Source organism: Saliniramus sp. (assembly GCF_035311605.1).
GTDB lineage: Bacteria > Pseudomonadota > Alphaproteobacteria > Rhizobiales > Beijerinckiaceae > Saliniramus.
In genome coordinates, this window is record NZ_DATGCW010000255.1 from 1 (window position 1) to 15,671 (window position 15,671).

At 63.0% G+C, this 15,671-nt stretch carries 15 protein-coding genes, 1 tRNA gene and 1 pseudogene; 13 read left to right on the forward strand and 4 right to left on the reverse strand.

All coding sequences use genetic code 11. The annotated features are described in order from the left end of the window. Positions 1–581 (forward strand): prephenate dehydratase domain-containing protein (locus VKP01_RS11490; RefSeq protein WP_324412409.1); only part of this gene is annotated, 581 nt, incomplete at its 5' end. A 13-nt stretch (positions 582–594) separates the two neighbouring features. Here VKP01_RS11490 and nudC read toward each other — a convergent pair. Further along, a complete protein-coding gene (gene nudC, locus VKP01_RS11495; protein WP_324412410.1) occupies positions 595–1,518 on the reverse strand; it encodes an NAD(+) diphosphatase in 924 nt (307 codons plus the stop codon). Between the two features lie 29 nt (positions 1,519–1,547). Next, complete coding sequence (locus VKP01_RS11500; protein WP_324412411.1) at positions 1,548–1,961, reverse strand: HIT domain-containing protein; 414 nt, start codon at positions 1,959–1,961, stop codon at positions 1,548–1,550. A gap of 487 nt (positions 1,962–2,448) precedes the next feature. Between VKP01_RS11500 and VKP01_RS11505 the strand changes: the two genes are divergently transcribed. The 5 genes from VKP01_RS11505 (at position 2,449) to VKP01_RS11525 (ending at position 6,719) form a co-directional block, all read left to right on the forward strand. Further along, on the forward strand, positions 2,449–4,239 hold the full coding sequence (locus VKP01_RS11505) for an acetolactate synthase 3 large subunit (protein WP_324412432.1): 1,791 nt from the start codon (positions 2,449–2,451) through the stop codon (positions 4,237–4,239). A 126-nt stretch (positions 4,240–4,365) separates the two neighbouring features. Then, positions 4,366–5,052: a glutathione S-transferase family protein gene (locus VKP01_RS11510; protein WP_324412413.1), complete on the forward strand. Its 687-nt coding sequence runs from the start codon at positions 4,366–4,368 to the stop codon at positions 5,050–5,052. Positions 5,053–5,121: 69 nt separating this feature from the next. Next, positions 5,122–5,661, forward strand: a complete 540-nt coding sequence (gene ilvN / locus VKP01_RS11515; protein ID WP_074445037.1) for an acetolactate synthase small subunit — start codon at positions 5,122–5,124, stop codon at positions 5,659–5,661. Between the two features lie 261 nt (positions 5,662–5,922). After that, positions 5,923–5,999: transfer RNA gene (locus tag VKP01_RS11520), tRNA-Asp, on the forward strand. Positions 6,000–6,326: 327 nt separating this feature from the next. Beyond that, positions 6,327–6,719, forward strand: coding sequence for a PilZ domain-containing protein (locus tag VKP01_RS11525; protein WP_324412434.1), 393 nt, complete (start codon positions 6,327–6,329; stop codon positions 6,717–6,719). On the opposite strand, the gene VKP01_RS11530 is transcribed toward VKP01_RS11525, so the two are convergent. Further along, positions 6,698–7,837: an AI-2E family transporter gene (locus VKP01_RS11530; protein ID WP_324412417.1), complete on the reverse strand. Its 1,140-nt coding sequence runs from the start codon at positions 7,835–7,837 to the stop codon at positions 6,698–6,700. The two genes, VKP01_RS11525 and VKP01_RS11530, sit on opposite strands and share 22 nt — an antisense overlap. 122 nt (positions 7,838–7,959) lie before the next feature. Continuing rightward, entirely contained in the window at positions 7,960–8,460 is a 501-nt protein-coding gene (locus VKP01_RS11535) for an HdeA/HdeB family chaperone (RefSeq protein ID WP_324412419.1), read from the reverse strand. 250 nt (positions 8,461–8,710) lie between these two features. Here VKP01_RS11535 and VKP01_RS11540 point away from each other — a divergent pair, with 250 nt between their 5' ends. The 7 genes and pseudogenes from VKP01_RS11540 to nuoG all read left to right on the forward strand — a co-directional run. After that, complete coding sequence (locus tag VKP01_RS11540) at positions 8,711–9,076, forward strand: NADH-quinone oxidoreductase subunit A (RefSeq protein WP_324412421.1); 366 nt, start codon at positions 8,711–8,713, stop codon at positions 9,074–9,076. Between the two features lie 86 nt (positions 9,077–9,162). Continuing rightward, a pseudogene (locus VKP01_RS11545) lies at positions 9,163–9,654 on the forward strand (NuoB/complex I 20 kDa subunit family protein); the annotation flags it as partial. Positions 9,655–9,671: 17 nt separating this feature from the next. After that, entirely contained in the window at positions 9,672–10,328 is a 657-nt protein-coding gene (locus tag VKP01_RS11550) for an NADH-quinone oxidoreductase subunit C (protein WP_324412436.1), read from the forward strand. A gap of 16 nt (positions 10,329–10,344) precedes the next feature. Further along, positions 10,345–11,535, forward strand: a complete 1,191-nt coding sequence (locus VKP01_RS11555) for an NADH-quinone oxidoreductase subunit D (RefSeq protein WP_324412424.1) — start codon at positions 10,345–10,347, stop codon at positions 11,533–11,535. 101 nt (positions 11,536–11,636) lie between these two features. After that, a complete protein-coding gene (gene nuoE, locus VKP01_RS11560; RefSeq protein WP_324412426.1) occupies positions 11,637–12,839 on the forward strand; it encodes an NADH-quinone oxidoreductase subunit NuoE in 1,203 nt (400 codons plus the stop codon). 12 nt (positions 12,840–12,851) lie between these two features. Further along, positions 12,852–14,153, forward strand: coding sequence for an NADH-quinone oxidoreductase subunit NuoF (gene nuoF / locus VKP01_RS11565; RefSeq protein WP_324412428.1), 1,302 nt, complete (start codon positions 12,852–12,854; stop codon positions 14,151–14,153). 54 nt (positions 14,154–14,207) lie between these two features. Beyond that, positions 14,208–15,671, forward strand: a 1,464-nt coding sequence (gene nuoG / locus VKP01_RS11570) for an NADH-quinone oxidoreductase subunit NuoG (protein ID WP_324412430.1), incomplete at its 3' end; no start/stop codon positions are given.

Below are 15,671 nucleotides of genomic sequence, written 5' to 3' on the forward strand. Positions count from 1 at the left end.
CGCTGGCCCAGATTGACCGCGCCATGAGCCACACGATGCTTCTGGGCCAGTGCCGCGAATTTCTGCACATGCATGGCATCCACCGCGTCACCGGCGCCGATACGGCAGGCTCGGCCCGTCAGGTCGCCGAAACCGGCGATCCGGCCCTGGCCGCGCTGGCCAGTGAACTCGCCGGCGAGATCTACGGCCTGGACGTCCTTGCCCGCGAGATCGAGGACGAGGGCAACAACACCACCCGTTTTCTTGTGATGTCACGCGACCCCGACTATGCGCGACGCGGCGATGACGGGATGATGACGACCTTCGTGTTTCAGGTCCGCAACATCCCCGCGGCTCTCTACAAGGCGATGGGCGGTTTCGCGACCAACGGCGTCAACATGACCAAGCTCGAGAGCTACATGATCGAGGGTCATTTCACCGCAACGCAGTTCTATGCAGAGGTGGACGGCCACAAGGACGAGCCGCATCTGCGCCGCGCGCTGGAGGAGCTCGCCTTCTTCTCGCGCGAACTGAACGTGCTCGGCGTCTACCCCGCCCATCCGTTTCGCCGCAAGCTGCGTGACACGATGGACGAGGAGTGAGCTCGCGCCCGGCTCAGCCGGTGAGGTAGCGCCGCACCAGGTGATGCGCGATCGCGACCGGCGGCGGCGTGCGCAGATTGTCGGGATGGCGGTCCTCCAGCATCAGTGCGACGTCGTCGCGCGAGAACCAGCGCACGTCCTCCATCTCCTCGTAATCGATGTCGAGGTTGTCATCGGTGGCGATGCCGTGGCACCCGATCATCAGGGAGGAGGGGAAGGGCCAGGGCTGGGAGAGCATGTAGCGCACCTCGCCGACACGCACGCCCGCTTCCTCGAAGGTCTCGCGCCGCACTGCATCCTCGACCGTCTCGCCCGGTTCGACGAAGCCTGCGAGGCAGGAATAATTGCCCGCTGGAAAGCGCGCCTGGCGCCCGAGCAGGATCCGGTCGCGATAGGTGATCAGCATGATCGCGACCGGGTCGGTGCGGGGAAAATGCTGGGTGCCGCAGGCATCGCAATCGCGGCGAAAGCCGGAAGCGCTCGCGCGTGTCGGCGCCCCGCAATTCGCGCAGAAGCGGTGTCGCGCATGCCACGAGAGCAGGGATTTCGCCTCGGCCAGCATCCCGGCCTCGCGCTCGGGCACGAGCCCCTGCGTGGCGACGGAACGCAGATCGAGCACGAAGCAGGCGCTGTCTCGCTCGAAGGCCTCCAGCTGATCCGCAGCGGTGAGCAGTGCAAGCACATGGCTGCCGTCGAGGGTGCCGAGATAGACCTCCTCCGCGACCGGCAGAGCGCCGCGGATTGCGGCAGTATGAAGAGCGCTGAGCCCTGATTCGGTGCGGCGCAGAATCGGGACATCGCCGGCGAACAGAACGATCCGTGCCTGCGGATCGTGGCGATGGCGTGCGAGTGCATCGTCGCCGCGCTCGCTCGTGTGGCGCATCAGCCCATTGGTGGCAAAGCCCATGGGCGGGTGGTCCTTCGTGAAATCGGTCATGCCTTTCGGCGCCCCTCTTCTCGGGATTGTCAGGCTTCCGCGAAGGCCTGTGTGAAACGGTCGATCAGGGGCTGAACCCCGTGTGCGGGATAGGCGCGGCGTTCGCCGTGGCCCCAGACGGGACCGGGCCAGGCGGGGTCGGAGAGAAAGCGTCCGATCACGTGCAGGTGGAACTGCGCCACGACATTGCCGAGATTCGCGACGTTCACCTTGTCCGGATTGGCGACCTTGCGCATCACCGATACGGCAATACGTGCCTCCTCCGTGAGCTGCTGCGCGTCCTCTGGCGCGAGATCGTCCAGTTCGATGATATCTGGCCGCTGCGGGATCAGGATCAGCCATGGAAAGCGCGCATCGTTCATCAGGCGCACGCTGCACAGTTCGAGATCACCGAGTGCGATCGTATCGGCTTCAAGGCGGGTATCGAGGGAGAAGTCGCTCATATCTGCTGTGTAGCGCGCAATCGCCCGCCGGCAAATGCGAAATCCGTCACCGTCACGCTGCGCACGGGCAGGTGGGACATCATGTCGGCGCCGTTCTTGCGCCAATTGCGGGATCATCGACGTGCCTCGCACTGCCGCACGAGCCTGCATGCTGCAATGGTCCGGTCGGCAAGGCCGGCAGCGAGGGGTATGCACTCGCGAGGTTCCGCGTTTCTCGCGTGCGATCGCGTATGACGCTTGACCGAAGCGAAAGTCTCGGCTAGTCTGCGCGCAACTTTATGAAAGGAAAGCGCGAGCCATGAGCACGCTTATTCTCGTAATTGGGGCGCCATCGACGGAGCGGGTATGACCCGTACGATCCGGCGATGGTGCATGAGGCCCCCCGACGGGGCCTTTTTTATTGCCTGAACCACCCACACGAACGCCGCCCACCAACACGAAAGACAAACCGGTAGAATTCCCCGGTAGAACGATTGAAGGAAAGTCGATCATGAGCGAGATGATGACCGGAGCCGAAATGGTGGTCCGCGCCCTCCAGGATCAGGGTGTCGAGCATATCTTCGGATATCCCGGGGGCGCCGTATTGCCGATTTACGATGCGCTGTTTCATCAGGATTCAGTCGAGCACGTGCTGGTGCGCCACGAGCAGGGTGCGGTTCATGCGGCAGAAGGTTATGCCCGCTCGACCGGCAAGGTCGGCTGCGTTCTTGTCACCTCGGGCCCCGGGGCGACCAATGCGGTGACCGGTCTCACCGATGCGATGATGGATTCGATCCCCCTCGTGTGCATTACAGGCCAGGTCCCGACCCATCTGATCGGTTCCGACGCCTTCCAGGAATGCGATACGGTCGGGATCACCCGCCATTGCACCAAGCACAACTACCTCGTGAAGGACATCGCGGATCTGCCGCGCATCCTGCACGAAGCCTTTTATGTCGCCGCCAATGGCCGGCCAGGCCCGGTCGTGGTCGATCTTCCCAAGGACATCCAGTTCAAGACCGGTACCTATGCCCGCCCGACCAGCAGCGAGCACAAGACCTATCGGCCAGCCGTGAAGGGCGATATCGAGAAGATTCGCGCTGCAATCGAGCTGATCGGCGCCGCAAAGCGACCGGTCTTCTATACTGGCGGCGGCGTGATCAATGCCGGCCCGCATGCCTCCGAGCTCTTGCGCGAACTGGTGCGGCTGACGGGTTTCCCGATAACCTCCACGTTGATGGGGCTCGGCGCCTATCCGGCTTCCGACAGGCAGTTCCTCGGCATGCTGGGCATGCACGGCACCTATGAGGCCAATCTGGCCATGCATGGCTGCGATCTGATGATCTGCATCGGTGCGCGTTTCGACGACCGCATCACCGGGCGGCTCGATGCCTTTTCGCCCAATTCGCGCAAGATCCATATCGATGTCGATCCCTCCTCGATCAACAAGAACGTCAAGGTCGATCTCGGCATCGTCGGCGATTGCGGCTACGTGCTCGAGGACATGGTGCGCCTGTTCCGTACGATGTCGCCGCAGATCGACAAGCCGGCCCTGGCGCAATGGTGGGAGCAGATCGAGACCTGGCGCTCGCGCAAGTGCCTCGGCTATCGCCCTTCGACCGAGACGATCAAGCCGCAATTCGCCGTCGAGCGCCTGTACGAGGCGACGCTCGGCCCCGCTGGTCGGGGACGCGACACCTATGTCACCACGGAGGTGGGCCAGCACCAGATGTGGGCGGCGCAGTATTTCGGCTTCGAAGAGCCCAATCGCTGGATGACCTCCGGCGGCCTCGGCACGATGGGCTACGGGTTGCCGGCGGCGATCGGCGTGCAGATGGCGCATCGCGACGGGCTTGTCATCGACATTGCCGGCGAGGCCTCGATTCTGATGAACATCCAGGAGATGTCGACGGCGGTGCAGTACCGGCTGCCGGTGAAGATATTCATCCTCAACAACGAATATATGGGCATGGTGCGCCAGTGGCAGGAGCTCCTGCATGGCGGGCGCTATTCGCAGAGCTATTCCGAATCGCTGCCCGATTTCGTCAAGCTGGCCGAAGCCTATGGCGCCGTCGGCATGCGCTGCGACAAACCTGACGATCTGGACGGTGCGATCGAGGAGATGCTCGCCATCGACCGCCCGGTGATCTTCGACTGCATCGTCGACAAGGCCGAGAACTGTTTCCCGATGATCCCGTCGGGCAAGGCCCATAACGAGATGCTGTTGAACGACTACCTCTCGGAGGATCCGCAGGATATCGGCAGCGCCATCGACGACAAGGGCAAGATGCTGGTGTGATCTTCACGTCGCCGGCGGCCGCACGGGTCGCCGGCACGCCTTGCCGCGACCGGGCCTGTCATGCGTCTTGCTTGTATTTGTAGTGAGAATATAGCCCCTGATTGTTTGCAAGCCAGCGGAACTCAAATGCCGACACTCGTCGTTGCCAACAAGATCTACTCATCCTGGTCGCTGCGGCCCTGGATTCTGATGCGCCATTACGGGCTGCCCTTCGAGGAGGTGATGATCCCCCTCGATCAGCCCGATACGCGCGCCCGCATTCTCGCATATTCCCCCGCCGGGAAGGTGCCGGTGCTGATCGACGGCGATGCCGTGGTCTGGGAATCGATGGCGATCCTGGAATCGCTGGCGGAGCGTCATCCCGATCTGCCGATCTGGCCGCGCGATCCCGCAGCCCGTGCCCTGGCGCGCTCGATTGCCGACGAGATGCATGCCGGTTTTCGGGCGCTTCGTGCAGCTTTGCCGATGAATCTCGGGCGGCGCTACGCCCATCGCGACCGCGGTGAGGACGTGGCGGCGGATGTGGCGCGCATCACGGAGTTGTGGCGCGATGCCCGCGACCGGTTCGGCGCCGGCGGGCCCTATCTGTTCGGCGCCGATTTCGGGGCCGCGGATGCGATGTATGCTCCGGTCGTGACCCGGCTCGACACTTATCAATGGCCCGTCGAGGGCGATATCCGCGCCTATATGGATGCCGTGCTCGCGCTGCCCGCCTTCAGGGAATGGCGCGAACAGGGCTTGCGCGAAAGCTGGCTCGTCCCGCATGACGAAGTCGACGAGCCGGCGATCGAGAATTACCGCGAAGGGCTGTGACCCGGCGCGACGACCGGGCACGGCGGGTTCAACCATGTGCGAATCAGGAAACAGCAGGGCGATGCAACGATGAACAGTCAGACCCACTACCCGGAACAGACGGTCACGCAGACAGTGAACCGCCACACGCTTGCGGTGATCGTCGATAACGAGCCGGGTGTCCTGGCCCGTATCGCCGGCCTGTTTTCCGGACGCGGCTACAATATCGAGAGCCTCACCGTCTCCGAGACCGAGCACGAAAAGCACATCTCGCGCATCACCATCGTCACCACGGGCACGGCCAATGTGATTGAGCAGATCAAGTACCAGCTCGAGCGCATCGTGCCGGTGCATCGCGTCGACGACCTCACCATCGACGGGGCGGCGCTTGAGCGGGAATTGTGCCTCGTCAAGGTGGTCGGCAAGGGGGAGCATCGGGTCGAAGCGCTGCGGCTTGCTTCTGCCTTCGGAGCGCGCACGCTTGATGCGACGCTGCACTCCTTCGTCTTCGAGCTCACCGGGGCGAGCGAGGAGGTCGAGCGATTCATCAATCTGATGACGGCTGTGGGCCTCAAGGAAGTGGCGCGTACCGGGATCGCAGCCATGAGCCGGGGTGCCGAGGGAATTTGAGCGGAATCAGAGTGCGGCTGCAGTGTCTCGCTGCCGGGAATGAATGCGGCATCGGGCGAAAATTCGCCCGACGCCGGTTTGCGTCATGGCTTGGGAAAATGCGGCAACACCCCCCCCGATAATGGCGGCTCAAGCGTTTGTACCGCGCCGCTTCGCCATCGCCGTAGAAAATAGCGTACAGGGCCCACGCGGCGCTTGACAGCGACGAAGGCGCGCCGTAAACCCGCGCCATCGCCGCAGACGAACGCGGCGGGAATGGAAGCGGGCGTAGCTCAGTCGGTTAGAGTGCCGGCCTGTCACGCCGGAGGTCGCGGGTTCGAGTCCCGTCGCCCGCGCCATTATTATCTGATGCTCCAAAAATACCATGAACAACAATATTCTCTTGCGTGTCGCAACGGCATGTGCGGGAATTTCGTGCGCGTCGGCAAGAGCGGCTGCGCAAAGCGATACGTTTCCGCAGGTTCGTATGACCGGGCGATGCGAAGTCCGCTCGAAAATATCTTCAATTTTCATAAACAGTCATTGAATGTAAAAGCAGATTAATGGCGATCCCTGATTTTATCAGTGGAGGGAATTTATATCGCATGTTTCATATTAACGATTGGGAAGCAACATTCCTGTAGTCTCTGAGCGTCACAGAGACCCGAGGCTGTACAAGCATGTTGATGACACCCCCAGGCACCAATCATCGTCGCTCGGAGCGGATGCGGTCCTTCATGGCCGCGCGAATCCTCTACAACAAGGGGATGATGAAGGTCGATTGCACGATCCGAAACACCTCCGAAGGCGGTGCCAAGCTGGAGGTTTCCGGGTCCGTGACGCTGCCCGAGCATTTCGACCTGCACATCCCCCAGAGGAACGTCACGCGCAAGGTTCGGCTGGCCTGGCGCCAGGGCGATTTCTGCGGCGTCGCCTATCTCGATGCGGCGCCTTCGGGAGCGGAGACGCCTTCAGAGATGAGCGATGAGACCGAGGAGCAATTGCGCGCCCGAATCAGGGAACTGGAGGGCATGGTGACGAAGCTCAACGCCCGGATTCAGGAACTGACCTCCGGGTGATGCGCATCCGGGTGGGGCAGGGCAGCGGGTGTGCTGCGCCGCTCGAAGACGCTGACGTCATTGGCCAGCAGCACCGCAAGCGGACGGGTCTGGTCGAAGGCGGCGAAGATGATCGCCAGCATTGATGTCATTGGCACGGCGAGGATCGCGCCGGGGATCCCCCAGAACGCATACCAGAACGACAGGGCGACCAGGACGACGAAGGGTGAGAGATTGACCCTGCGGCCAATCATGCGCGGCTCAAGGAAATTCCCCACCCACATCTGCGTCGCCGTGAGCATCCCCGCGATCAGCAGCGTCAGCGTGATCGAGCCAAACTGGGCGATGCTCATGAGCACGGGGAAGGCGACGCCCAGAAGCGAACCGAAATAGGGGATGTAGTTCAGAATTCCGATGACGAGCGCCCAGAATAGCGCATAATCGACCCCGAAAAGCCACAGGATCACGAAGGACAGGCAGGCAAGGATGATGTTGATCAGCGTCTTCACCGCCAGATAATCGGCGATGCGTTCGTTGATGTCGGAGATCACCGCCATGGTCTTGTCGGCCTGACCCTGTCCCGGGAGCGCGACCGAGATCTTGCGAGCGAAGCTCCCGGCCTCACCCGTGAGGAAGAGCGCGTAGACCACGGCCATGAACAGCACACCAACGAGGGCTCCCACGGAGCCGGCCAGCCCGCCGATCAGCCCGGTCATGTCGATGCGATCGATGGTGACGGCGCGCACCGCCTGCCAGTCGGGATTGCCGGCGGTACCGAACATGGCCATCACCTGCGTCACCATCCGCTCCAGATTGGCCTGGTAGCCCGGCGCCGATGCCATGAGGTCGCGCACAGTGACGATCACGACGCCGTTGAAGGCGAAGATCACCCCGATGAATCCGATCAACAGCAGCAGACGCCGCACCAGCGAGGGCAGCAGCCGCGTCACCGGCCAGCGCCCCAGCGCACGCGAGGCGTTCGACATCACATAGGCGGAAAGCACCGCGATGACGATCGGGAGCAGGATGTCTTTCCCGACGACGAACAGCCAGCCGACCATGATCGCCAGAAAGACGGCGAGACACAGGATGATCAGGGTGCGCACCGAGTCGGGCGCTTGCTCGCTGTCTCGGCGCATGCCACCTCACTTTCCGCCATTGTGCGCGTCGCGATCGACTGTGCTGAGCGACACCTGATCGCTCCCTCATGAGTAACGATAGCCGCACGCGCCGCAGGAGAAAAGCACCCCGACATCCCGGCTCAATCGACAGGGCGCGGGCGCATCGGCCTGTCGGGGGAGGGTGAGGGTGCGCTGCGATCCTCGCGTGGCGGGTCGCGCGGCGCGTCGGATGGCACGGTGATGCGCAGGCCCTGGCGTGGCCGGTTGCCGCTCATGCCATTGCTGCTGCCGCTCCCGGTTGCGGCGACGGGCGGCTCCTCGCCGCGCAGGATCGTCGCGGTCTCGGCGCTGACGAGGGGCGCGTCGGGATTTTTGGCGCAATAGCTGATCAGCGCTTCGACCGCGCCCTCGATCCCGTCGATATCGAGCAGCGGGCGCTGACCGGTACCGATATAGTAACCGTGCAGCCAGACGCCGATGCTGCGCTTGCGCGCCGATCGCAGCCTGTCGAACTGGGCGCAATCGACGCGCATCATGTCGATTGCCCGATTCTGGGCCTGTGCGGCGTCGTGCGGCGGTCCGGAAAGGGTTGGAATCGCGCAAACGGCGCAAAAAGCCGAAAAAACGGTGCGACGCAACATCACAAACCCTCCCCAACGCGAAACGAATCGCTATCTTCTCTATAGTAACAGGCCACGGCATCCGATGCGCATGGCTGCGGGCAGAAGCGCCGGCAGGGGTCCAGTCTGGAATCCTCCCGCGTCGGTTCTTGTGTTTGCGTGGTGGCTGGGATAAGCCTCGCCCGCGAGGTTTGCGGATGCGAAGAAGGCGTGACCGGCTGGCGCGCGGTCGTCGCGGATGCGCCGGGATTGTGATCGGGAAGGTCGACGTATGGACAATCTTTTGATGGATTATCTGCCGCTGGTGATCTTCATCGCCCTGGCCATGGTGATCGGTGGCGCGCTTCTCGTGGCGCCCTTCATCGTCGCGCACAGCAATCCCGACAGCGAGAAGGTCTCGACCTACGAATGCGGCTTCAACGCCTTCGACGATTCGCGCATGCGCTTCGATGTGCGCTTCTATCTCGTGGCCATCCTCTTCATCATCTTCGATCTGGAAGTGGCGTTTCTGTTCCCCTGGGCCGTGGTCTTCGGTGAACTGGGTTGGTTCGGCTTCTGGTCGATGATGATCTTTCTCGGCGTACTGACCGTCGGATTCGTCTACGAATGGAACAAGGGAGCCCTGGAATGGGATTGATCGATCGCGACAACCGCGTGCTTTCGCCCAATGCCGAGGGTGCGGCACTCTTGCAGCGTGCGCAGGACAACCCTGCCCAGGCGAAGGACCCGTTCTTCTCGGAGGTGAATGCGGAGCTGGCCGACAAGGGCTTCCTCGTCACCTCTACCGATGATCTGATCAACTGGGCTCGTGGCGGCTCGCTGATGTGGATGACCTTCGGCCTCGCCTGCTGTGCGGTCGAGATGATGCAGATGTCGATGCCGCGCTATGATGCCGAGCGCTTCGGCTTTGCGCCCCGCGCGAGCCCGCGTCAATCGGACGTGATCATCGTCGCCGGCACGCTGACCAACAAGATGGCCCCTGCCTTCCGCAAGGTCTACGACCAGATGCCGGAGCCGCGCTACGTCATCTCCATGGGATCCTGCGCCAATGGCGGCGGTTATTACCATTATTCCTATTCGGTGGTGCGCGGCTGCGACCGCATCGTGCCCGTCGATGTCTATGTGCCCGGCTGTCCGCCCACGGCGGAGGCGCTGCTCTACGGCGTCCTGCTTCTGCAAAAGAAGATCCGCCGCACCGGTACGATCGAGCGCTGAGGTCGAGGATCATGACGATGATTGCGCAGGACGAGATTGCGGCCCTCGAAAAGCTCGAGACGCATGTCCGCAAGGGGCTTGTGGAGAAGGGGCTCGGCGAGAAGCTCGCCGATGCCGTGATCACCCATGGCGAGTTGACCATCACCGTCGCGCCGGAGGCGATCCGCGATACGGTGGCCTGGCTGCGCGACGATGAGGGCTGCCTGTTCAAGTGCTTCATCGATATCTGCGGGGTGGATTACCCGGCCCGCGAGAAGCGCTTCGACGTGGTCTACCACTTCCTCTCCCTGCGCCATAACCAGCGCATCCGGATCAAGGTGATGGTGGATGCGCAGACGCCGGTTCCCTCGATCATCGATCTGTTCCCCGCTGCCAACTGGTTCGAGCGCGAGACCTATGATCTCTACGGCGTGATCTTCACCGATCACCCGGATCTGCGCCGCCTCCTGACCGATTACGGCTTCGAGGGGCACCCCCTGCGCAAGGATTTCCCGCTCACCGGTTTCGTCGAGGTCCGCTACGACGATATCGAGGGGCGTGTGGTCTACGAGCCGGTGAAGCTCACGCAGGAATTCCGCAATTTCGATTTCCTCTCGCCCTGGGAGGGCACCGATTACGTGCTCCCGGGCGACGAGAAGGCCGATCCGGCAGGCAAGCAGGCAGACAAGGGCTGAGGAAGGCGCTGACGTCATGGGCGAGCACGACATTCGCAATTTCTCGATCAATTTCGGCCCGCAGCATCCGGCGGCGCACGGCGTTTTGCGCCTCGTGCTGGAACTCGACGGCGAGATCGTCGAGCGCGTCGATCCGCATATCGGCCTGTTGCATCGTGGTACCGAGAAGCTGATCGAGCACAAGACCTATCTGCAGGCCACTCCCTATTTCGACCGGCTCGACTATGTCGCGCCGATGAACCAGGAGCACGCCTTCTGCCTCGCCATCGAGAAGCTGGCCGGGATCACGGTGCCGCGCCGGGCCCAGCTTATCCGGGTTCTGTATTGCGAGATCGGGCGTATCCTGTCGCATCTTCTCAACCTCACCACCCAGGCCATGGATGTGGGCGCGCTGACGCCGCCGCTCTGGGGCTTCGAAGAGCGCGAGAAGCTGATGGTGTTCTACGAGCGCGCCTCCGGAGCGCGGCTCCACGCGAATTACTTCCGCCCCGGCGGGGTGCATGCGGATCTGCCGCCGGAGCTGATCGACGATATCGAGGCGTGGTGCGATCCGTTCCTGAAGGTGGTCGATGATCTCGACGACCTCGTGATGAAGAACCGCATCTTCAAGCAGCGCAATGTCGACATCGCCGTGGTCGATATCGACGACGCCTATGCCTGGGGCTTCTCCGGCGTGATGGTGCGCGGCTCGGGCGTCGCGTGGGATCTGCGCAAGTCGCAGCCCTATGAATGCTACGAGGAGATGGATTTCGACATCCCCGTGGGCAAGAACGGCGACAATTACGACCGGCAGCTGGTGCGCATGGAAGAGATGCGCCAGTCGATCCACATCATGAAACAGTGCATTGCGAAGTTGCGTGCGCCGGACGGGCAGGGGGCGATCACCACGAAGGACGGCAAGTTCGCGCCGCCGACCCGGGGCGAGATGAAGCGCTCGATGGAAGCGCTGATTCACCACTTCAAGCTCTATACGGAGGGCTTCCACGTGCCGGAGGGCGAAGTCTACGCGGCTGTGGAAGCGCCGAAGGGCGAGTTCGGCGTGTATCTCGTCTCGGACGGCTCCAACAAGCCGTATCGCTGCAAGATCCGCGCCCCCGGCTTCGCGCATCTCCAGGCGATGGATTTCCTCTGCAAGGGCCACATGCTGGCGGATGTGGCGGCGATCCTCGGCTCGATCGACATCGTGTTCGGCGAGGTCGATCGCTGAGCCTCGGCGATGGATGACGCGTCGCGCAGTGCGGCGTGAGACGGATTTGACGGGCGGCATCGTTCGGCGGTGTCGCGAATTGAGAAAAGGCGATCACGATCATGGCCGTTCGCAGGCTCGCACCGGAAGCGGTTCAACCGAAAGCGTTTTCCTTCACCGCCGAGACCGAGGCGTGGACGAAGGACCTCGTCGCCAAATACCCGCAAGGCCGGCAGGCCTCGGCGGTGATCCCGCTTCTGTGGCGCGTCCAGACTGATTGCGGCGGGTGGCTGCCGCAAAAGGCGATCGAGGCAGTGAGCGAGCGGCTGGAAATGCCGTATATCCGCGTCTACGAGGTCGCGACCTTCTATACGATGTTCAACCTCGAGCCGGTGGGCAGGTTCTACGTTCAGATGTGCGGCACCACGCCCTGCATGCTGCGCGGGTCGAACGACATCCGAAAGGTGCTCGAAGAGCGCATCGGCCCGCAGCAGACCGTCTCCGAGGACGGGCTGTTCTCATGGCTGGCGGTCGAGTGCCTGGGCGCCTGCTGCAACGCGCCGATGGTGCAGATCAATGAAGATTACTACGAGGACCTGACCCCGGAGAATTTCGGCAAGCTGCTCGACGATCTCGCCGCCGGCAAGAAGGTGAATATCGGCTCTCAGGCCGGGCGCAAGTCTTCCGAGCCGCAAGACGACGTCAAGACGCTGACTGATCCCGCGCTCTATGACGGCTCCGTCGTCGGCGCCTGGCGCAAGCGCTTCGAGGAAGAGGCGGCGCAGCGCGCGGCGGAAGCTAAAGCCAAGGCCGAGAAGGAAAAAGCCGGGAAGGCCGAGAAGGAAAAGCTTGAGAAGGCAGTGAAGAAGACTGAAGAAGAGGCCGCCGTTGCGCCCAAGAAGGGGCATCCCGACGCGGGTCGCGCGACAGAGCGCCCCGTTGCCGATGCGCCCGCCCAGCAGAAGGCCGTCGGCGAGGAGGCTCTCGATCTCGAAGCCGAGGACAAGGACATCGCGGAAAAGCTCGCGAAGCTGTCCAAGGATGCTTCCCCTGAGGAAAAGGCCAACGCGGTCGGTTCGCGCCCCAAGGCGTTGAAGAAGCCGCGCAAGGACAGGGCCGACGATCTCAAGAAGATCAGCGGCATCGGCCCGGCCAACGAGGAAAAGTTGCATAATCTCGGTATCTATCATTACGACCAGATCGCCCAATGGGGGCGTTCGGAAATCCGCTGGGTCGGGCAGTTCCTGTCATTCGCCGGCCGGATCGACCGTGAGGACTGGGTCGGCCAGGCGAAAACGCTCGCCGCCGGCGAAAAAGAGTCCTGAGAGGAAATCGACATGCTGCAGGACAAGGACCGCATCTTCACCAATCTCTACGGCTTCCATTCGCCGGATCTCGCTGCTGCCCGCCAACGCGGTGCCTGGGACGAGACGAAGTTCCTGATCGACCAGGGGCGCGACTGGATCGTCGACGAGATGAAGAAATCGGGTCTGCGCGGGCGCGGCGGCGCGGGCTTCCCGACGGGGCTGAAATGGTCGTTCATGCCCAAGCAGAATGACGGGCGCCCGCATTATCTCGTCGTGAATGCCGATGAATCGGAGCCGGGCACCTGCAAGGATCGAGAGATCATGCGTCATGATCCGCATCTCCTGATCGAGGGTTGCCTGCTTGCCTCCTTCGCCATGGGGGCCAATGCCTGCTACATCTATCTGCGCGGCGAATACATTGCCGAGCGCATTGCCCTGCAGCGCGCCGTAGACGAAGCGTACGAGGCGAAGCTCATCGGCAAGGATAACCTGCATGGTTGGGATTTCGATCTCTATGTCCATCACGGCGCCGGCGCCTATATCTGCGGCGAGGAAACGGCTCTGCTCGAAAGCCTTGAGGGCAAGAAGGGCATGCCGCGCTTGAAGCCGCCATTCCCGGCCAATGTCGGGCTCTATGGCTGCCCCACCACGGTGAACAACGTCGAATCGATCGCTGTCGCCGGCACCATCCTGCGCCGGGGCGCTTCCTGGTTCTCGGGGTTGGGCCGGCCCAACAATGTCGGCACCAAGCTGTTTTGCGTCTCCGGCCACGTTAACAAGCCGTGCAACGTGGAAGAGGAGATGGGCATCACCTTCCGCGAGCTGATCGACACCCATTGCGGCGGGATTCGTGGCGGCTGGGATAATCTGCTCGCGGTGATCCCCGGCGGTTCTTCGGTACCGATGGTTCCCGCAGAGCAGATCGCCGACGCGCATATGGATTTCGACACATTGCGAGGGCTGCAATCGGGTCTCGGTACGGCGGCGGTGATCGTGATGGACAAGTCCACCGACATCGTGCGCGCCATCACCCGGATCTCCTATTTCTACAAGCACGAGAGCTGCGGCCAGTGCACTCCCTGTCGCGAGGGGACCGGCTGGATGTGGCGCGTGCTCACGCGGATGTCGGAGGGCAGGGCGCAGAGGCGCGAGATCGACATGTTGCTCGAAGTTACCAAGCAGGTCGAGGGCCACACGATCTGCGCGTTGGGTGACGCTGCGGCATGGCCGATTCAGGGCTTGATTCGCCATTTCCGGCATGAAATCGAAAAGCGGATTGACGATTACGCGGCCAACCCGCATTCCGATCCGGTGCGCGTGGCGGCTGAATAACCGCTTGAAGAGCAATTTGCGGGCGCGCGCGGAAACGAACAGGACGACGGCATCATGACCAAACTCATCGTCGACGGTAAAGAAATCGACGTCCCGGCCGAATACACGCTGCTCCAGGCGTGCGAGGAGGCGGGCGCCGAGATCCCGCGCTTTTGCTTCCACGAGCGGCTCTCGGTCGCCGGCAATTGCCGCATGTGCCTCGTCGAGATCAAGGGGGCTCCCAAGCCGATCGCGAGCTGCGCCTGGGGCGTGCGCGATTGCCGCCCGGGCCCGAACGGCGAGCCGCCGGAGGTCTCGACCAAGTCGCCGACGGTGAAGAAGGCCCGCGAGGGCGTGATGGAGTTCCTGCTGATCAACCATCCGCTCGATTGCCCGATCTGCGATCAGGGTGGCGAGTGCGATCTGCAGGACCAGGCCATGGCCTATGGCGTGGATTCGACCCGTTTCCACGAGAACAAGCGCGCCGTCGAGGACAAGTATATCGGTCCGCTGGTGAAGACCTGGATGAATCGCTGCATCCATTGCACCCGCTGCGTGCGTTTCGCGACCGAGATTGCCGGTGTACCGGATCTCGGCGCCATCGGTCGCGGCGAGGACATGGAGATCACCACCTATCTCGAAAAGGCGATGGGCTCCGAGCTGCAGAGCTGCGTCGCCGATCTCTGCCCGGTCGGCGCGCTCACCTCCAAGCCGTACGCCTATACGGCGCGGCCCTGGGAGATGACCAAGACCGAATCGGTCGATGTCATGGATGCGGTGGGCTCCGCCATCCGGGTCGATTCGCGGGGTCGCGAGGTGATGCGTATCCTGCCGCGCGTCCACGAGGCGATCAACGAGGAGTGGATCACGGATAAAACCCGCCACATCACCGACGGCCTGCGCCGCCAGCGCCTCGACAAGCCATATGTGCGCGAGAACGGCAAGCTGCGTCCCGCTTCCTGGCAGGAGGCGTTCGGCGCCATCGCCAAAGCCGTCGGCGCGGCGAGCCCGGAGCGCATCGGCGCCATTGTCGGCGATCTGCCGGCGGTGGAGGAGATCTATGCGCTCAAGGAGCTGATGCTGTCACTCGGCGTGGCCAATCTCGACGCCCGTCAGGATGGCGCGGCTCTCGATCCGGCTCTGGGGCGTGGCTCATACCTGTTCAATTCGACCATCGAGGGGATCGAGGATGCGGATGCCATCCTGATCGTGGGCTCCAATCCGCGTATCGAGGCCTCGCTCGTCAATGTGCGCATCCGCAAGCGCTTCCGCATGGGCCCGCCGCCAATCGGCGTGATCGGCGAGAAGGCGGATCTGACCTATGATTACGATTATCTCGGCGCCGGTCCGGACACGCTGGCCGAGATCGTCTCCGGCAAGCATCCCTTCGCGAAGGTCCTGAGCGAAGCCGAGCGTCCGCTGATCATCCTCGGCCAGGGTGCGCTGATGCGCGAGGACGGGGCAGCGATCATGGCGCTCGCGGCCAAGGCAGCGGAGAAGGTCGGGGCCGTGACCGAAGACTGGAACGGCTTCAACGTG